Annotated in this window: 18 protein-coding genes; 11 read left to right on the top strand and 7 right to left on the bottom strand. The window is 43.7% G+C overall.

Annotated features, from left to right (window positions below; translation table 11 throughout):
* Positions 1-45: 45 nt before the first annotated feature.
* Complete coding sequence (locus H9647_RS00945) at positions 46-312, bottom strand: hypothetical protein (protein ID WP_191797326.1); 267 nt, start codon at positions 310-312, stop codon at positions 46-48.
* A gap of 293 nt (positions 313-605) precedes the next feature.
* On the opposite strand from H9647_RS00945, the gene H9647_RS00950 reads away from it, so the two are divergent.
* Positions 606-995, top strand: coding sequence for a hypothetical protein (locus H9647_RS00950; protein ID WP_191797328.1), 390 nt, complete (start codon positions 606-608; stop codon positions 993-995).
* A gap of 89 nt (positions 996-1,084) precedes the next feature.
* Here the strand turns inward: H9647_RS00950 and H9647_RS00955 are convergent, their stop codons facing one another.
* Positions 1,085-1,948, bottom strand: a complete 864-nt coding sequence (locus H9647_RS00955) for an SDR family oxidoreductase (protein ID WP_191797330.1) — start codon at positions 1,946-1,948, stop codon at positions 1,085-1,087.
* A complete protein-coding gene (gene uxuA / locus H9647_RS00960) occupies positions 1,945-3,042 on the bottom strand; it encodes a mannonate dehydratase (protein WP_191797332.1) in 1,098 nt (365 codons plus the stop codon). The genes H9647_RS00955 and uxuA overlap by 4 nt, the downstream gene beginning before the upstream one ends.
* 243 nt (positions 3,043-3,285) lie before the next feature.
* Between uxuA and H9647_RS00965 the strand changes: the two genes are divergently transcribed.
* The 3 genes from H9647_RS00965 to H9647_RS00975 all read left to right on the top strand — a co-directional run bounded on the left by H9647_RS00965 (position 3,286) and on the right by H9647_RS00975 (position 5,700).
* Positions 3,286-4,326 (top strand): NAD(P)-dependent alcohol dehydrogenase, encoded by a 1,041-nt coding sequence (locus H9647_RS00965; protein ID WP_191798599.1) that lies wholly within the window; start codon positions 3,286-3,288, stop codon positions 4,324-4,326.
* A 168-nt stretch (positions 4,327-4,494) separates the two neighbouring features.
* Positions 4,495-5,271 carry a class I SAM-dependent methyltransferase gene (locus H9647_RS00970; protein ID WP_191797334.1) on the top strand — a complete coding sequence of 259 codons (777 nt, stop codon included), beginning with the start codon at positions 4,495-4,497 and terminating at the stop codon, positions 5,269-5,271.
* Positions 5,272-5,406: 135 nt separating this feature from the next.
* Positions 5,407-5,700 (top strand): GNAT family N-acetyltransferase, encoded by a 294-nt coding sequence (locus tag H9647_RS00975; protein WP_191797336.1) that lies wholly within the window; start codon positions 5,407-5,409, stop codon positions 5,698-5,700.
* A gap of 106 nt (positions 5,701-5,806) precedes the next feature.
* Here H9647_RS00975 and H9647_RS00980 read toward each other — a convergent pair whose 3' ends face one another.
* Positions 5,807-6,364, bottom strand: a complete 558-nt coding sequence (locus tag H9647_RS00980) for a GNAT family N-acetyltransferase (protein WP_191797338.1) — start codon at positions 6,362-6,364, stop codon at positions 5,807-5,809.
* Positions 6,365-6,526: 162 nt separating this feature from the next.
* Here H9647_RS00980 and H9647_RS00985 point away from each other — a divergent pair, with 162 nt between their 5' ends.
* The gene (locus H9647_RS00985; RefSeq protein WP_191797340.1) at positions 6,527-6,853 is read left to right on the top strand and encodes a hypothetical protein; all 327 of its coding nucleotides are present in this window, start codon (positions 6,527-6,529) and stop codon (positions 6,851-6,853) included.
* Positions 6,854-6,927: 74 nt separating this feature from the next.
* On the opposite strand, the gene speD is transcribed toward H9647_RS00985, so the two are convergent.
* The gene (gene speD / locus H9647_RS00990) at positions 6,928-7,797 is read right to left on the bottom strand and encodes an adenosylmethionine decarboxylase (RefSeq protein ID WP_191797342.1); all 870 of its coding nucleotides are present in this window, start codon (positions 7,795-7,797) and stop codon (positions 6,928-6,930) included.
* Between the two features lie 208 nt (positions 7,798-8,005).
* On the opposite strand from speD, the gene H9647_RS00995 reads away from it, so the two are divergent.
* Both H9647_RS00995 and H9647_RS01000 read left to right on the top strand, forming a co-directional pair.
* Positions 8,006-8,794 carry a class I SAM-dependent DNA methyltransferase gene (locus tag H9647_RS00995; RefSeq protein ID WP_191797344.1) on the top strand — a complete coding sequence of 263 codons (789 nt, stop codon included), beginning with the start codon at positions 8,006-8,008 and terminating at the stop codon, positions 8,792-8,794.
* A gap of 21 nt (positions 8,795-8,815) precedes the next feature.
* On the top strand, positions 8,816-9,577 hold the full coding sequence (locus H9647_RS01000) for a hypothetical protein (RefSeq protein WP_191797347.1): 762 nt from the start codon (positions 8,816-8,818) through the stop codon (positions 9,575-9,577).
* Positions 9,578-9,716: 139 nt separating this feature from the next.
* Here the strand turns inward: H9647_RS01000 and H9647_RS01005 are convergent, their stop codons facing one another.
* On the bottom strand, positions 9,717-10,748 hold the full coding sequence (locus H9647_RS01005; RefSeq protein ID WP_191797349.1) for an RluA family pseudouridine synthase: 1,032 nt from the start codon (positions 10,746-10,748) through the stop codon (positions 9,717-9,719).
* A 186-nt stretch (positions 10,749-10,934) separates the two neighbouring features.
* On the opposite strand from H9647_RS01005, the gene H9647_RS01010 reads away from it, so the two are divergent.
* A complete protein-coding gene (locus H9647_RS01010; RefSeq protein ID WP_191797351.1) occupies positions 10,935-11,774 on the top strand; it encodes a MetQ/NlpA family ABC transporter substrate-binding protein in 840 nt (279 codons plus the stop codon).
* A 179-nt stretch (positions 11,775-11,953) separates the two neighbouring features.
* On the opposite strand, the gene H9647_RS01015 is transcribed toward H9647_RS01010, so the two are convergent.
* Positions 11,954-13,324 (bottom strand): alkaline phosphatase, encoded by a 1,371-nt coding sequence (locus H9647_RS01015; RefSeq protein ID WP_225228985.1) that lies wholly within the window; start codon positions 13,322-13,324, stop codon positions 11,954-11,956.
* Between the two features lie 340 nt (positions 13,325-13,664).
* Between H9647_RS01015 and recQ the strand changes: the two genes are divergently transcribed.
* The 3 genes from recQ (at position 13,665) to H9647_RS01030 (ending at position 17,876) form a co-directional block, all read left to right on the top strand.
* Positions 13,665-15,542: a DNA helicase RecQ gene (gene recQ, locus H9647_RS01020; protein ID WP_191797353.1), complete on the top strand. Its 1,878-nt coding sequence runs from the start codon at positions 13,665-13,667 to the stop codon at positions 15,540-15,542.
* 73 nt (positions 15,543-15,615) lie between these two features.
* A complete protein-coding gene (locus H9647_RS01025) occupies positions 15,616-17,385 on the top strand; it encodes a B12-binding domain-containing radical SAM protein (protein ID WP_191798601.1) in 1,770 nt (589 codons plus the stop codon).
* A 212-nt stretch (positions 17,386-17,597) separates the two neighbouring features.
* Positions 17,598-17,876, top strand: coding sequence for a hypothetical protein (locus H9647_RS01030; protein ID WP_191797355.1), 279 nt, complete (start codon positions 17,598-17,600; stop codon positions 17,874-17,876).
* Positions 17,877-17,926: the final 50 nt, after the last annotated feature.

Raw genomic sequence — 17,926 nt, forward strand, 5'->3', positions numbered from 1 at the left:
TAAATACAAGAGAATTATTCTAAATCATATTTTTTCATTACCTCATTATAAAAATTTTCGGATTGTTTGATTTGGTGTTCCAATAACAATTAAATCAGCATACTGCTCTAGAATCTGAACCGTTTCATATCTCATTGAATTTGTGCTAACGGAATACGTATCTGTGTAGGAAGGTTCTTCTACTACTAAGGGAGAGGGGGGAATAGGTGAGCTATTATTAGAATTCATATTGAAAAGGAACCATATCAGTAAAGTTCCAATTAGGACCGCTACAAAAATAAAATAGGTGCCTTTTCTTCGATTACGCAGCATGGATCTACCTCTTTTCTATGAGAAATCGTTTCTCGATCTGTTCGGTTAGATAGAATCATAGGTGTCGTAATATTGATCTTGAATTCTATGTAGGTAGTATGAACCCAAACATCGGTAGTGTTGTCGATTAAAACAATCGAGGGATGTATCGATATTATTGTTAAAATGTTTTTATTTGTATTTTTTTGGTTATGTATATTGTAGCACAGTAGCACAATCACCTCGTGATGTTACTCGAACTTAAGATGTATCTATTATCTTTCTTATGAATCCAAATTACAGGAGCTAAGCTCATGAAGAAAATTCTGCTTTTATGTATACTGATTATCTTTGTCACAGGATGTACCACCGATAATCCAGAAAAGGCAACAAATCATATATTAAAAGATCAAGAAAATGGTGTTTCCGTTATCGTTTTCACAAGTAAACCGTTGGAAGACTCTTATAGAGAATCATTACAAAAGGATATAGATTACATCAATAATAATCTCAAAAAGGAAAAACCCATTTTACATGTTTCGTTTATTAATGTTGAACAAGATGGACGATATGACTACGAAACGATATTTGAATTAAAAACATATCCCCAAATCTTACTCTTTGAGAATGATGATATGATTCTGAAGACGAATGATCCGGATGAGCTTGTTCAGCATTACGAGAATGAGTCAGTGGGAAAATAAGTGGCATGTAAAATAAAAAAAGAGAGATCACGGAATTGGAAATTGTCCCGGGTCTCTCTTTTTGTTTTATGAAAGTTTAAAAGGAATGATTACACTCCTGAATACGCGTTAAAACCACCGTCTACCGGAATCACGGTTCCTGTCACAAAGCCAGCTGCATTTGGATCGGCAAGCCAGAGCAGAGTACCGAGTAAATCTTCGGGTTTACCAAATCTTCGCATCGGAGTATGGGAGATAATTTTGTTGGAGCGTTCAGTAAGGCTTCCGTCTTCGTTAAGTAACAGTTTTTCGTTCTGCTCAGTAAGATAGAATCCAGGTGCGATAGCATTCACACGAATGCCTGCTTCGGCAAGATGAACGGCGAGCCATTCTGTGAAATTGCTGATTGCCGCTTTGGCAGCACTGTATGCAGGAACTTTTGTCATAGGGGAGTAGGCACTCATGGAAGAGATATTAATAATACTCGTTCCTTCTTTGCCTAGCATTTGTTTGGTAAAAACTTGGCTAGGGATCAGCGTACCAACGATATTGAGATCAAACACACCTCGAAATCCTTCTACTTTCATATCAAAAAAAGAAACTGTATCTTGCTGGTTTACATCTTCCTGCTTGAAAATCTCATTCGTCGTAATGGCTGTAGGGCGATTTCCGCCGGCACCGTTAATGAGAATGTCGCAAAGACCGAGCTGTGAAGCCACTTGTTCTGCGGCTTCCACTACACTCGCTTCATTCGTTACATCACAAGCGATGGAGATCGCTGTCCCGCCGGATTCCGTAATAGACTGAGCGACTTCTGCTCCTTTTTCGGCAGTCCGGTTCAGAATTGCTATTTTTGCTCCTTGTCTTGCTAATTCCTCAGCCATGACACGGCATAATACACCTGAGCCTCCGGTAATGACAACAACTTTGTCTTGAAGGGCAGTGTGATGGGGTTGCGGATGTAGCGTACTCATACCTTGCTCACCTCTTTTTTGGAAGATTGGTTCTCCTGTACTCGGTTGTAGGCGTCCCATAGACCCCATAAGTACATAATACCGAGCGCACGATCGTAAAGTCCATATCCGGGCCGGCATTGTTCCTTCCAGATTTGTCTTCCATGGTCTGGACGAGCGTATCCGGTAAAACCGATGTCGTGATAGGCCTGGACAATGCCCGTAATATCTACTGTACCGTCTATTGTACGGTGAGAAGTTTCGATAAAGTCACCATTATCAAATACTCTGATATTCCGAATATGAGCAAAAGCGATGCGCTCTTTAAACTCGTAAATCATAGACAAAATGTCATTCGCGGGATTCGCTCCAAGTGAACCGCTGCACAGCGTAATACTGTTAGCGGGGCTGTCATAAAAGGAGAGAAAACGTCTTATATTAGACTGGCTCGTAATGAGGCGCGGCAAACCAAAGATAGGCCAAGGCGGATCATCTGGATGAATTGCCATTCGAATCCCATGGGCCTCTGCTACCGGTATAATCTCCTCAAGAAAATAGGAAAGGTGATTCCATAAATCTTCTTCCGTTACGTTCCGGTAAGCTTCGAACAGGTCTGTTAAATGGGCAAGCCGTTCCGGTTCCCATCCAGGCATGGTGAGCGTCGTATCTTGCGTAATCTGTTCAACAAGATCAAAGGGATCTAGTCCTTCAATCCTTGCTTTTTCATAGAATAGCGCGGTGGAACCGTCAGGTCCTGCTTTGAACAAATCAGTTCGCAACCAGTCAAAAACGGGCATGAAGTTATAACATATAACTTTCACACCAACATGAGCGAGCTTTACGATCGTTTTCTTGTAATTCTCAATATAAAGGTCACGAGAAGGAAGTCCAAGTTTAATATCTTCATGTATGTTTACGCTTTCAACAACCTCTAAATGAAGTCCGAACTCATCAGCCTGAGATTTGATTTCCTCGATCCGTTCCATAGGCCATTCTTCACCAACCGGTATGTCATGCAGGGCCCATACAATACCTTCTACACCAGGGATTTGTCTAATTTGCTCAAGCGATACGGTATCATTGCCGAGACCAAAATAACGGAATACCATCTTCATTCGGGAGCAGCCACCTTTCTTCAAGTGCATGATAAAAATGCATATGTATCAAGTAAAAAATTCTCATTTCTTCATCATACTACCATACTTGTATGGTAGTATGAAAGAAGGAATTCCAAATGATATCCATTTATCTAATTGCAGTCAGAAGAATAGGCAGAGGAGCGATGAAGTATGCAATTATCTCGAATAAGTAAGGAATTAGATGCAAACCGAAGCGAAGAGCAGGATATAGGAACGGTCATGAAAGCTGCTGTTATGGATACGCCCGGAAACATAGAGATTAGGGAACTTCCTGTTCCTGAGCTTGGCCCAGATGAAGTGTTGGTTAAAATCATGGCGGTTGGCGTATGCGGCTCGGATCTCCACTACTATGAACATGGGAGAATTGGGCGATATGTTGTAGAAAAACCAATCATTCTTGGTCATGAATGCGCGGGAATCATCGCGAAAACAGGGGAGAACGTGACCCGTGTACAGGCGGGGGACCGTGTAGCCATTGAACCTGGTGTGACGTGTGGCCGCTGCCGTTACTGCAAGGAAGGCAGATACAACTTGTGTCCTGAGGTTCAGTTTCTAGCGACGCCTCCGGTAGATGGCGCTTTTGTACAATATCTCGCTATTCGTGAAGACTTTGTGTTCCAAATTCCAGATGAGCTTTCTTATGAAGAAGCTTCACTGGTGGAGCCATTCTCGGTCGGTATCCATGCTGCCTCACGCTGTAAACTCAGCCCCGGTTCCACCGTTGCCATTATGGGAATGGGCCCGGTCGGGCTAATGGCAGTGGCAGCTGCCAAATCATATGGAGCAAGCCGAATTATCGTCTCTGATCTGGAACAGATTCGTTTGGATGCTGCGATAAGAATGGGAGCGACGGAAGCGATCCATGCAGCAAAGGAAGATACGGATGCTAGAATTCGTGAGATTACAGAGGGTATAGGCGTTGATGCAGCTTGGGAGACAGCGGGCAGCCCCCGGGCATTGCAATCGGCGCTTGCTTCTCTCCGGCGCGGCGGAAAGCTCGTGATTGTAGGACTGCCTGCACAAGATGAAATTCCGCTGAACGTACCGTTTATGGCAGATAACGAGATTGATATTTACGGGGTATTTCGTTATGCCAACACGTACCCGGACGGCATTCGTTTTCTTGCAAAAGGAGATATTCCTGCAACTACGCTCATAACCGACCGATATCCACTTGAGCAGACACAAGAAGCCTTGGAAAGGGCCATTCATAACAAGAGCGGCAGTTTGAAAGTAGTTGTCTATCCTAACGGAATGTAGAATGTAGATTCGTAAATGGAGGGTTATGATTTCCAAGGTGCTGGTGCCCCTAATGAAGGAGATATAGCTGTTAACTATTAATTTCATAGGATACAGGTATTTAATTTCATGTAATCTGCTGTGCCATAATGGCTGTAGGTTCTTCTATATTAGGGAGATGAGGTCAGGATGGGACAACGAACAAGTAAGGGACAGTCATGGGCATCTGAACATTACGATGAGAAACTTTCTTTTGTATCCGAGATGGGCAGAGGAGTGATCGATTTACTTGAACCCGCAGAGGGGGAACGTATACTCGATCTTGGTTGTGGAACGGGGGATCTAACACAGGAGATTGCTGCAAGCAAAGCGCTCGTAACGGGGATGGATCTCTCCCCTTCGATGCTGGAGAAAGCGCGGATTAAATATCCTAATCTGAATTTTGTAGAAGGAAATGCGGAGCGTTTTACGGTACAAGAGCCTTTGGATGCGGTATTCTCCAACGCTGCCCTGCACTGGATGAAGAATGCGGAAGATGTAGTCCAGTGTATTCATGATGCACTGCGCCCTGGAGGCAGATTTGTGGCTGAGTTCGGAGGGAAACATAATGTAGGGACCGTGGTTCAGGCTATCAGTGAAGTGCTAATAGAGCAGGGGATCGATGCGGGAACACGGAGCCCTTGGTATTTTCCGAGTATCGGAGAGTACAGCGTTCTTCTTGAAAAACACGGCTTTCGGGTCACGTATGCACTGCATTTCGATAGACCTACCCCCATGCAAGACGGAGAGGCGGGACTCAGGCACTGGCTGAATGGATTTGCAAGTCCCTTCTTCACAGATGCTTCACCTGAGTTCTTAAACAGAGCATATGATGAGATCGCTGAGCGAACAAAAGCGGCTCTATATCATGAGGGAACTTGGAACATCGATTACAAACGTCTTCGTATAAGAGCAATCAAATTATAAAATAATCCAGGATGAATAATGACAAGCTACCTTTACACAGAGTTCCGTGACGAATCTTTGAATCATGCTTCAAGAAGCGGCGGAAAGTGTATAAAAGAGTAACGGGATATTGTCCCATAGAGAGGAGCTTAGACTATGTATGATATTTTACCTGGAGAAAACGAATTCTATGTGGATCAAAATGGAGAAAAGGCAGCCAGCATTGGCTTTATCCCTCGCGGTAAGGATTCAGAAGGTTATGAAGTGATCGACGTAGATCACACCTCTGTATCTGATGAGCTGCAAGGAAAGGGAGTTGGCGCAGCCTTGGTGAAGAGAATCGTAGAACATGCAAAAGAAAATAATCTGCGTATCGTACCTACTTGTCCTTTTACAGAGAGTACGATCCGTAAACATCCTGAGTATCAAGATGTTCTAGCGAAACAATAGTCGCTAATTATAGATGGATATAAAAAAGACCTGGGTTGTTTTCCACTGTAGGTAGCCGTGTAAGGTTACTTGCAGCGGGAAGATTCCAGGTCTTTTTGTTTGATTTTTATGCTTGAATCTTAGATTCCCATTCATCACGCAGCATGCTCATCAGAATAAGATCATAGGCTTTACCTCCGCGTAGCACGGCAGCGCGCTTTCTGCCTTCCTCTATAAAACCTGCCTTTTTATATGCATGATATGCTACTTCGTTATAAGAGATCACTTCAAGACCAACGCGGTTTAAGTTAAGTTCGTGGAAAGCGTAGCGCAAGATAATTTGCAGTGCATCGCTGCCATAACCTTTTCCCCGATCTTTCGCTTTACCGATGCCGATGGCAAGTTTCGCAGCCTGGTTATTCCACTCAATGCTGTGCAGGGCCACAAATCCGATCAGACGATCTTCATCTATCGTACGCAGCATGAATTCTACGCCGTTCTCCATCTTTGCACTTTTTGGGCCCGATTCCGCTACGGTTTGCGGAACGGCATAATCGGTATCTAGGTTACGCATATAATCGTAATCTTCTGTATAAGCGGCTAAGGTCTGAGCATCTTGCTGGATCGCGGCTGCGAGGCGAACCTTGCTGCCATGAAACCAATTGGGATTAGTCGTTGTTTCCAAGGGGATGGTACACTCCTTTAATATCAAGTTCGTCTATGTCCATTATAGCGGGTATTCATATAAATATCTTCCATATAAAGCTTGTCAGTTTAAGTCTAAGCCGTTATCGTTATACTAGATTCATTAAAGTACCGTTGATTAAGAAATGAATGGAGATATAAAATGACAAGTATGAACACAAATCAGGCAGCAAGTTTACTTGAGAAATGGATTGTTTTTCTCGATATGGATAATCCAAAAGCATGGGACAAGGACGAATACAGCTACATCAAAGATAGTTGTAAAATGATCCGATCTTCCGTAAGTTGCCTGCGAGGTAAAAGTCAGGGGAAAGGACCTTCCCGCAAGGAACTGTCTGATCTGCTGGAAGAGTTTATTGAAGAGATTGCGCTGGATGACCCGAATGAGTGGGAAAAGGAAAATAAGGATTTTGTGAGTGAAGTGCTGGTAGCAGCACGATTTACGGTGAAGTTTCTACGCCAGAAATAGCGGAAAACGTAAAGAAAGGGATCGCGTTTATATAAACGTAATCCCTTTTTTGATGATTAATGATGATCGATAAGTTAGTTTGATTCCGGAGCCCGCTGATATACAAAATCCTCTTCCGCTTCTTCGTCAATGGATCCTGCATCCATATTCATTCCGTAATAGATCTCATCCATCTCAAGTTTGAGCTGCTCCGAGATGTCCTTCTGTTCTTCTTCACTAAGTGTATCTTTTGTACTTCCAAACAGATAGTTATTCAGGTCAAATTCTTTCAATCTGCACTTGGTATGGAAAATATGATGCTGATATACATTGATATCAATCATATCAAATTGCTGCTGTACACTCTCAGGAATATAGTTCTGAATGGAACTGATATCATGGTCAATAAATAACTTCTTACCGTTAATATCCCGCGTAAAGCCGCGGACCCGGTAATCGATCGTCATAATATCCGTATCAAAAGAATGGATTAAATAGTTCAGTGCCTTCAGCGGTGATATCTCCCCGCAAGTAGATACGTCAATATCGGCCCGGAACGTACTGATCCCCTCATGAGGATGGAATTCCGGATACGTATGCACGGTGATATGGCTTTTATCCAAATGCATGACCACATGATCAGGAAGCGGCCCCGGTGACTCCTCAAAAGATTCCTCTCCTGCACCATCCACAGGTCCTTCCGATACCAGCAGTGTTACGCTGGCTCCTTGGGGAATATAGTCCTGCTTGGCCACATTCAGCACATGGGCTCCAATAATATGAGCAACATTCGTTAAAATTTGAGTTAAACGATCCGCATTATATTGTTCATCAATATATTCAAGATAGGCTTCGCGTTCCTCTTTCGTTTTGGTATAACACACATCATACATATTAAAGCTGAGCGATTTCGTCAAGTTGTTGAAACCGTGCAGCTCGATTCTTTGTTCTGGAGTGAGTGTCATAATGATGCCTCCTGTCCCTAGGGTGACTTGGTATCTGTATGTACCTTTATGTATTTACCCACATCGGAGTGACCTTAAAGCGTTTTGTTACGATTTAATATGAAGTTATCCAAATTGGGTTTATATGGTAAAGTGTATTGAAAGTAAAGTGAATTGAAAGAAGTCCGGCGGAGAATAAGAAGATCTATTAAGAGAGGCGGAAGTATCGATGGAATATCGTGGTTCGCAGTTTTATGATCGTAAGGAACAGTTTGCAAATTATACAGCCCGGAGAGGCATGCCGGAGAATGCGAACGATACGCTGGAGGAACCGATCATTTGGGAGATGGTGGGCGAAGTGAAAGGCTTCTCGGTACTAGATATTGGATGCGGTGATGCACAGTTTGGACGGAAGCTGCTAGATGCTGGAGCTGCGAAATATACCGGAATTGAAGGATCACAGAATATGTATGGTCTTGCTGTTCAATCATTACAAGAGGTAGCAGATCGGGGGAATGCGATATTCACCACGATTGAGGACTGGGTTGCAGCAGAAAACAGGGCAGAAGTGGAAGCAGCTATAGCCGAAAAAGATACAGGTACCTATGATCTTGTCATATCCCGCCTAGTTCTTCATTATCTTGAGGATCTAGCCCCTCTGTTCACCAAGATCTATGAGATTCTTAAGCCGGGAGGAAGATTTATTTTTTCCATCGAGCACCCGGTTATCACCTCTACACTTCAACCTTCAGGCATTCGCACAAACTGGGTCGTGGATCAATATTTTGTGCCTGGTTATCGTACGCAGGAATGGATGGGCGGACCCGTAATGAAATATCATCGTACGGTAGAAGATTATTTTCAGACGGCATGCAGGGCAGGATTTAAGGTATCTAATCTGCGAGAGTCTAAGCCGGTACGGGAACGATTTATCCATGAAGAGACCTATGAGCGTAGACTTCGGATTCCTTTATTTTTATTCATGGAGCTTACGAAAAATTCGTCCGAATCGAGGTAAGGCATGCGATATACAAAGACTATGGTAAAAAGGCGGCCTAGCCATCACTGGATGTTATTGCTTCTGCTGTCTATGAGTTTGCTTCTAAGTGGTTGTGAGGAACCAATCCCTGGGCTAACGAAGTCGAAAATACATAGAGACACCATCATTCATAGTACGAGATTCCATCACTATGAGCTGGGTGATACAGAACATGCGATATTCTATAAACCTGTCAGTCCAGATTTCCTGCTGGAGAAGTATGCGATATTGCGCCCGGGGCGCCAAATTCAGTTCAGCAGCAAGGACATGCCTTTTAAGGTGGAGAAAGAAGAAGCATTTCTAGTACAGTACGGCAGTAAAGAATCCCCTAGTTATCAGGTTCAACTGAATTATTATGGAAAAGCAGATGACTATGGCCGTTACGGAGATTTGTTTTATAAGATTAACATGATGGAAGTAAAGGAAGATCCTTTTCAATCGTTTACTCCTTACAAGGATGGAGATCGGGATTATTTGCTGAACCGGGTGGATGTGAGTACAGACGAAGAAGGAACGATGTTTTACCACTTCATTCAGACGACAGACAGCTCGTATGCATACAGTTCTTATGTAGAGAATGAGATGGGTGAAGTTATTGAAATGACAACGGCGGCGGATGAAATTATGTTTTACAAAAATGGATTTATGGTCGAGATCGGCTATCACACTCCTTCAAGATATAACGATCCGGAAAGGGTCCCAGATGAAACGGTAATTGCCGAGATGCTTGCAACAGCTCAGAAGCTTGCGAAGCAGCTTTGATAAGAAAAGAAAGATACCAAATCAGAAATAAGAATAGGATACAACAAGTTTGATAGGCTTCATATACAGATGAAGTTCCTTAGAAAAAATAAAAAGCTCGGGATTTCGCATGAAGCGAAAAGCCCAAGCTTTTTAACGTTTATTTTGGTTGATCCTTCTGGAAAGGTCTGAAGAACCCTTTTGGTACAGGACTCTCAAAACGCATCAGTTCGCCTGTTCCCGGATGAGTGAAAGCGAGCACTTTAGCATGCAATCCAAGTCTGCCGATGCCGCGGCTGCGCGCACCATATTTCTTATCTCCGGCCACCGGATGTCCTAATTCCTCCATATGAACGCGAATCTGATTCTTGCGTCCGGTTTCGAGCTGAACTTCCAGTAAGGAATATTCACTTTCCGCTTCCAGCGTTTTGAAATGGGTGATGGCTTTTTGGCCGTTATTAGGGTAAGGCGAAGAGTACATTTTGAGCGTTTTACTCTCTTTTAAGTAGGATGTGATGGTACCTTGGCTTTGTTTTACTTTTCCTTCAACAAGGGCAATGTAAGTACGTTCTTCTACGGTATCACGCCAAGTATCTTGGAGTGCCTTCTGAATCTCTTCACGCTTCGCAAACAGCATTACGCCTGATGTATCTCGGTCTAGACGATGAACGATAAAAATACGATTGCTTGGATGTTCTACACGTACATGCGTCATTAACTGACGATAAGCCGTTACTTCTTGCTCCTTATCGGAGGCAACGGACAATAGTCCGGAATCTTTATGAACGACAATAATGTCGTTATCTTCATACAGAATACTCAGTCCCAGAAGGGGAGGAGCTTCTTCTTTTTTCTCGCTGATAATGGAAATGGTCATTCCAGGTTTAAGGGCGTAATTATATGCTGTTACCACTTTGCCGTTAACGAGAATCTGTCCTCTCGCCAGCATGGATTTGATCGCATTACGGCTTTTAGAGAGATGAGTAAGCAAGTAAGCAAGCAGCTCACTGCTTTCTTCTACAACATAAGCTTTAGGTGAATCTACGGAAGATCCCGTTTTTTTGCTATTTGGACGAGGAGCAGAGTAGGTGCTCCCTTTCGATTTTTTATGTGATTTCGCATGACTTGGCGCTTGGGGACGAGTACTGTAACCATCCTCTGTGCTAAGATGCGGGGCTTGTTTTTTTCGCATGCCTTATGGCCTCCTGATTGGGTAAAAAGATTGTCCGGTTTAATTCCGATTGTCTTGGTTAATATACCACGTAGAGGGCAGAAATGCACGAACAGAGCCCGTTAGCAATTCGCATTCGTTAGATCTTCCATGGTAAGCTACTTGTATATAGAATAGAAAAACATCTATAGAGGGAGAATACACAACATGAAGACGAAAAAAATGTGGTTTAAATGGATGGCAGGAATGACTTTAGTCAGCGTATTACTCGCAGGATGCAGTACAACAACGGTAGACAATAACGGAGAAGGTTTGAAAGACCAAGACGAACCTCAAGTAATAAAAGTCGGGGTACCTGCCGGTTCCACTAAGGAAATGGTGGAGAAGACGATGAAAGATCTCGTTGAAAAACAAGGTTCCAAATTGGAAGTGGTAGAGATCAGTGACCCGGATGAATCCTTAACGGAACTTACAAATGGTTCGATTGATGCTTTTCTAAATACATTTACCAATAACAGTGAGAATGCAGTAACGTCCATTATTACCGTGCCGACAGAGCCGCTTGCGCTTTATTCCAAGTCGGTTACTGACGAGGATGCTATTGTGAAGAACAGTACGATCTTCCTTCCAGAAGAACCGATTCTGCTGACTCGCGCTCTATTGATGCTTGAAGATGAAGGTGTGATTGGTATTCGTACTGGAGCTTCTTACACGGACATGTCGATTGATACTGCGGTAACGGATAATCCGAAGAATGTTACGCTAAAAACCATGCCAGTAGATGAATTGGGACAAGCGGTATCGGATGAGACTACAGAACTCGTTGTGATGCCTGTTATGATGGCAACAGAAGCCGGATTTACGGATAAAGAAGAGCTGGATACAGAGGATATTCCTGAGAATCTGAGCAACCGACTCGTTGTACGTGCAGCAGATCAGAATGCTACCTTTGCCCGTACGTTAAAAGAAGTCGTTCAATCTGCAGAATACAAGAAGCTGCTTGATCAGAACTTCCCGGAATTTGAAGATCCAGAATGGATGGATTAAACGAGAATTTGAATGAATCTATAATCAATCTGGATAAATCTCTTATCCAATAAAATAAAAAGGTACTCCCTTATCGTTCGTATATGAACGCAAAAAGAAGTACCCAGACTGCAGGAAAACTAGCTTAAACTAGGCTACCTGCAGTCTTTTTTTATTTTATTACATTTCATTTCTTCCTATTACTTATGCTTACTCAAGATATCGAAAATAATGCGCGCGTTGTCTGTGTTATCGATCAGTCCTGCAAATCGATCTTTGCCTGGTCCATATGCGTACACAGGAACATCATCTCCTGTATGACCGCCCGTTGTCCAGCCGGTAAAAGAACGGTTATCAAAGATTGCTTCAATGGCATTATCAATATCGGTTACCTTTTTCTCTTTCGCTGCGTCTTGTACAGACTTGATCTCTTCTGCAGTCAGTTCAAGATCAATGTATTTCTTAAGTGTATCTTCCACAGAACTTCCTGCCGCGATCTCTGCTGCCATAAAGTCAGGCGTGCGTTTGGCTGCTTTGATCGGGGCTGCGAGGAAATTGTATTCGCCGTCTTTTCCAAGAGTAAGTCCACCAGTAGAGTGATCTGCTGTAGCTACGACAAGCGTTTCTCCATCTTCTTTTGCAAAATCAATGGCGGCCCTAAAAGCCTTCGCGAAGTCTTCCATCTCACTCATCGAACCAACGATATCATTATCATGACCCGCCCAGTCAATCTGGCTGCCCTCGATCATGAGGAAAAATCCATTCTCGTTCGTACTCAGGCGATCAATGGCCGTATCTGTCATCTCTGCTAGAGAAGGAGTCGCACTGGTACGGTCGATTGTTTTATCAAGTCCGCCATCTGCGAACAAACCAAGAATTTGGTTGTTGTTATCTTTCAGCAAAGCATTACGATCAGTAACATAGCTGAATCCCGCACTTTGGAATTCTTTCGTCAAATCACGATCTTCTCTCACGAAATTTGATTTCCCGCCGCCAAGCAAGACATCCACTTTATGTTTTCCATTCACGAGCCCATCGAAGTAGTCATCTGCGATCGCATCCATGTTTTTACGGCTGATATCATGTGCACCGAAGGCAGCAGGAGTTGCATGTGTAATCTCGGAAGTAGCGACAAGTCCTGTTGCTTTTCCGTTTTCTTTGGCCTGCTCGAGCACGGTTTTTACTTCGGTATGGTCGTTATCTACCGCAATGGCTGCGTTATACGTTTTGACTCCAGCTGACATCGCCGTTGCCGCGGATGCAGAGTCCGTTACATTCTGGTGCTCATCTTCAGGATACGTCATTTGTGCGCCAATGAGGTATGGATCGAACTCGGTTTTCTCCATGAGGGGAGTAGAAGGGTTATCTTTCATATAGCGGTAGGCTGTCGTGTAAGGAGTCCCCATCCCGTCACCAATCAGAAAAATAATGTTCTTGATTTTCTTCGTTTCTACACTGATCGCATTCACCGTGTCTACAGCATGTGCTTGTCCTGCAGAAAGAATCGTCGAAGCCGCAAGCGTGATCCCGAGAATAGCGGGCACCATTTTTTTCGTTTTCTTATGTAGCATTGTTATACTTCCTCCTCTTCATCGCTTAGGAAAAGATTGTAATTGTGTATTGATTAATTGAAGAATAACACTGGAATGTAAAAATAAAACTTCATCTTGGTCAGCGGAATATTAATATTTGTATTTTTGTAAAACGGTGATGAAATCTTAGAAACTTCCAGGATCTGTGCTTGTACAGTGCTTTATCTTGTTAAATCTGCTGTTTATTCTCTATTCAATACCTTGATGTCTGTATGTGTTATTCGGTACACTTAATAGAATGAACGGAAGAAAGCACGAATGGATAAGATGAAGTTTTCTTTTCCTGAAAATACAGGAGAAGGTGAGGAGTTTTTGAAAGATGAGTATTCAGACAAAAACAATGACAGAAGCGCAGGAGATACTGCAGACTTATTTTGGATATCCTGATTTTAGAGAGGGTCAGAAAAAGATTGTAGAAAGCCTGCTTCAACATAACGACACGCTTGGCATTATGCCGACGGGCGGCGGGAAGTCGATCTGTTACCAGATCCCGGCCTTGCTGTATTCGGGCCTGACTTTGGTCGTGTCTCCGCTGATCTCCCTAATGAAGGATCAGGTAGATGCGCTGCTTGCCATGGGCATTCCTGCTGCTTATATCAATAGTACGCTTAGCGGGCGTGAAGTGAATGACCGGATCAGAGCTGCCCGCAGCGGTGAACTGAAGATGCTCTATGTTGCACCGGAGCGGCTTGAGCTGGACTGGTTCCGTGATGAGATGGCACAGCTTGAGATTTCTTGTGTAGCGGTGGATGAGGCTCACTGTGTATCGCAGTGGGGGCATGATTTTCGGACGAGTTATCTATCGGTAGCTCCTTTTGTAGAATATTTACCAGAGCGCCCGATTGTAGCCGCTTTTACCGCAACAGCGACTCCGACAGTCATGGAAGATATCCTTAGACTACTGCGTTTACGTAATCCGGAGACGTTTGTCACAGGACTTGGACGAGATAATCTTGCGATGCAAGTACTGCGCGGGGAGAACAAAAAAGAATATGTAATGGACTATGCCCGTGAACATGCGGACGAAGCGGGAATTATCTATGCAGCGACCCGTAAGGATGTAGATGATTTGTACAGTCGTTTGCAAGAGGCCGGAATAGCTGCGGGACGTTATCATGCAGGAATGACAGATGAAGAACGAGCCGCAAGCCAGGAAGCTTTCTTATTCGATGATCTAAGAGTGATTGTGGCGACGAATGCATTTGGAATGGGTATCGATAAAAGTAACGTGAGATATGTTATCCATTATAATATGCCGAAAAATATGGAAGCCTACGTTCAGGAGGCAGGACGTGCAGGTCGGGACGGCGAGCCGAGTCAGTGTATCCTGCTGTTTAGCGCGCAAGATATTATGACTCAGAAGTTCCTGCTGGAGCAGGGGGATGCAGATCCTGAGCGTAAGCGCAACGATTACCGTAAGCTACAGCAGATGATTGACTATTGTTATACGACGAAGTGTCTGCGCAGTGCGCAACTGGACTATTTTGGAGAGGAACATGACGATGATGGCTGCGGGATTTGCAGCTCTTGTACGGATGACCGGGAACTCATTGATATGACCGTTGATGCCCAAAAAATATTCTCCTGTATTCACCGGATGAGAGAGCGTTTTGGCGTGTCTCTTGTGTCGATGGTACTCAAAGGTTCGAGAAACAAAAAGGTGCTGGAATATGGTTTTGACAGTCTGCCTACGTATGGAGTGATGTCGAATCGTTCGGAAAAAGAAATCTCTGAAATCATTAACGTACTCACCTCCGAAGGTTACCTTGCTTTGTCGGAAGGACAGTACCCTGTGCTGAGACTTCAACCGCTTGCGGTCGAAGTACTCAAAGGACAGCGCGAAGTGATGCAGCGAGTGGCGAGAGTAAGTGCGGCTTCTTCACGTAGCAGCAGATCTTCTAGAACAAGTAAACGCGATATGTCTCCATCTGCGGTGAATGAGACGATATTCGAACAGCTGAGACTGATTCGCCGTGAAATGGCAGAGCGGGAGCATGTACCGTCCTATATTATTTTTAATGATGCAACGCTTCGAGAGATGAGTGTGGTATGTCCGCAGAGCGAACGTGACATGCTGAAGATTAAAGGGGTCGGAGAAGTGAAGTACCGGAAATACGGACAACCTTTTCTCGATTTCTTCTTGAACCAGGGAAGTAGTGAAGTAGAAGCACCAGCTTATGATCCTTTTGAATTCTAATAGTAGTAGCAGATAGGTGTTAATTACAGGGCACTGTGATGAGCAGTTCCACTACGGTAAAGGTTGTGCGCATATGAAAGTGATTTTGTCGACACTGAATGCGAAGTACATTCATACCTCTCTTGCGATTCGCTGCTTGAAGGCTTATAGCGAAAAAGACTTTGATATTGAGCTTGCGGAATATACGATCAAAGACCCGGTGATGAACATTGTGTCTGATCTGTATCAGCGCGGAGCCGATGTGATTGGATTCTCTTGTTATATCTGGAACATTGAAGAGACGATCAAAGTGATTAATATTCTAAAAAGGGTCATGCCTGAGGTGAAAATCATCCTTGGCGGACCTGAAGTATCCTATGATGTGGAGCACTGGATGAATCGTCTTCCAAACGTTGATTTCATCGTGGTCGGTGAAGGAGAAGAGACATTCCATCAGCTTTTGCAGGAGATTGAAGGGAAGCAGAAATACCACTTTGTATATGGACTCGCTTACCGTAAAGGGGAAGAGGTTATCGTGATGCCAGGCCGGCCGAAAGCCGATCTGAACGAACTGCCTTCTCCGTATCGTTTTCCCGAAGATGTGCCGGATCTTGGGAAACGAGTGGTTTATTTTGAGACGAGCCGTGGGTGTCCGTTTAACTGTCAGTTCTGTCTATCGAGTATTGAAGTTGGAGTGAGGTACTTCGATATTGAACGAACGAAGGCAGATATTCTATATCTGATCGAAAATGGTGCGAAACTGATCAAATTCGTGGATCGGACATTTAACATTAAACGGGATTATGCACTGGAAATGTTCGAGTTCCTGATTCAAAATCACGGGGGATGCGTGTTCCAGTTCGAAATTACAGCAGACATCATGCGTCCGGAAGTGCTGGATTATCTGGCGGAGCATGCACCTCCTGGGGTGTTTCGTTTTGAGATTGGGGTGCAGTCCACGAATGACCCGACGAATGAACTTGTAAAACGCCGTCAGAACTTTACGAAGCTTAGCCGGACGGTAAGCAAAATTAAAGCCAGCGGCAAAATTGATCAGCATTTGGATCTCATTGCCGGGTTGCCGCTGGAAGATTACGATACATTCCGTAAAACGTTTAACGATGTATTTGCACTGGGACCGGAAGAACTTCAGCTTGGTTTCCTTAAAATGCTGCGCGGAACGGGTCTTCGTCTTGACGCAGACAAATACAACTACACGTACATGGATCAAGCACCGTATGAAATTTTGGGCAGCGATGTGCTTCCTTTTAGCGATATTGTAAGGCTTAAACGTCTTGAGGATGTGCTTGAGAAGTACTGGAATGCACACCGTATGGACCATACGCTGAAATACCTAATGGAGCAGGAATTTCCGTCTCCGTTTGACTTCTTCCAAGCCTTTGGCGACTACTGGGAAGGGCAAGGATGGCAGAAGATCGGTCATCAGTTAGAGGATCTATTTACCCGTCTTCGTTCGTTCCTTGAGCAGCGGGGGACTAAACAGATGGATCTGATCCTGGGCCTGATGAAGCTTGATTATTTCCTTGGCCACAAGTACAAGCCTCGTAAAATCTGGTGGGATTTCACGATGGAGAAAAGCGACTGGGCGTCGTATATTAAACGTCTCGCGGAGCATCCAGAAGATGTATCACCTGAATTCGCCAGCCTTTCACTAAGTGAACGAGATCTTCAGAAACATGCGGTTCTGGAAGTGCTGCCGTTCCACTTGGAACGTGTACTTGAGGGAGTAACGCCAGACGATGCAAGAGGGCAGACGCTTCTCGTGACAATCTATCAGCAGAATGAAGATCAGAAGCCGGTGTATTTTACCTTGCCGCTGGGAGCGGAAGCGAAGTTGATCTAATGATGGAATAGATGTAGGAATTAGATATCGATCTTGAATTTTGATATCCATTAAGGATAATTGACGAAATGTAAAGAATCCCTGACCATATATGGATGTAGCCTTTATGGTCGGGGTTATTTTTATTTATTGGAGTCCTATCTTAGTTAATGAAAAATGAATAAAGTGTGTAAGCATTTATTTGCAGAATATTCAGTCAACGAGGTGTATTTTTGAAAGGTTTTCTAGTTTTTATTGGACTCATAATTATTAATGGTGTTTTATTTCTGTTTGTAAATTTTGATGGTCTACTACTGATAGACTTAGCTTTCATCATGGCCCTTCTTGTTCTTATGTACGATAATCAGAAGATAATCCTGCGGAAATTAAATCGTAAAAAAGATACCCCGGAACAAAAGAACTTGCTCGCACAAAGAGAAGCGGCTGAGCGGAATTTTGATCAAAATGATCTTCCAAGTATCGATGAAGTAAAAGAGTTGAATGAGCGATAATATGCCCTGTTTTAATTTACAAAATTGGGACCACTGCCTTTTTTATTAGG

Origin of the sequence: Paenibacillus gallinarum, assembly GCF_014836635.1 — a bacterium.
In the GTDB taxonomy this organism is placed as follows: Bacteria; Bacillota; Bacilli; order Paenibacillales; family Paenibacillaceae; genus Paenibacillus; species Paenibacillus gallinarum.

Bases quoted from the DNA above. Each gene is read 5' to 3' on its own strand.
- H9647_RS00945 (WP_191797326.1), bottom strand. From the start codon at position 312: ATGCTGCGTAATCGAAGAAAAGGCACCTATTTTATTTTTGTAGCGGTC.
- H9647_RS00950 (WP_191797328.1), top strand. From the start codon at position 606: ATGAAGAAAATTCTGCTTTTATGTATACTGATTATCTTTGTCACAGGA.
- H9647_RS00955 (WP_191797330.1), bottom strand. From the start codon at position 1,948: ATGAGTACGCTACATCCGCAACCCCATCACACTGCCCTTCAAGACAAA.
- uxuA (WP_191797332.1), bottom strand. From the start codon at position 3,042: ATGAAGATGGTATTCCGTTATTTTGGTCTCGGCAATGATACCGTATCG.
- H9647_RS00965 (WP_191798599.1), top strand. From the start codon at position 3,286: ATGAAAGCTGCTGTTATGGATACGCCCGGAAACATAGAGATTAGGGAA.
- H9647_RS00970 (WP_191797334.1), top strand. From the start codon at position 4,495: ATGGGACAACGAACAAGTAAGGGACAGTCATGGGCATCTGAACATTAC.
- H9647_RS00975 (WP_191797336.1), top strand. From the start codon at position 5,407: ATGTATGATATTTTACCTGGAGAAAACGAATTCTATGTGGATCAAAAT.
- H9647_RS00985 (WP_191797340.1), top strand. From the start codon at position 6,527: ATGACAAGTATGAACACAAATCAGGCAGCAAGTTTACTTGAGAAATGG.
- speD (WP_191797342.1), bottom strand. From the start codon at position 7,797: ATGACACTCACTCCAGAACAAAGAATCGAGCTGCACGGTTTCAACAAC.
- H9647_RS00995 (WP_191797344.1), top strand. From the start codon at position 8,006: ATGGAATATCGTGGTTCGCAGTTTTATGATCGTAAGGAACAGTTTGCA.
- H9647_RS01000 (WP_191797347.1), top strand. From the start codon at position 8,816: ATGGTAAAAAGGCGGCCTAGCCATCACTGGATGTTATTGCTTCTGCTG.
- H9647_RS01005 (WP_191797349.1), bottom strand. From the start codon at position 10,748: ATGCGAAAAAAACAAGCCCCGCATCTTAGCACAGAGGATGGTTACAGT.
- H9647_RS01010 (WP_191797351.1), top strand. From the start codon at position 10,935: ATGAAGACGAAAAAAATGTGGTTTAAATGGATGGCAGGAATGACTTTA.
- H9647_RS01015 (WP_225228985.1), bottom strand. From the start codon at position 13,324: ATGCTACATAAGAAAACGAAAAAAATGGTGCCCGCTATTCTCGGGATC.
- recQ (WP_191797353.1), top strand. From the start codon at position 13,665: ATGAGTATTCAGACAAAAACAATGACAGAAGCGCAGGAGATACTGCAG.
- H9647_RS01025 (WP_191798601.1), top strand. From the start codon at position 15,616: ATGAAAGTGATTTTGTCGACACTGAATGCGAAGTACATTCATACCTCT.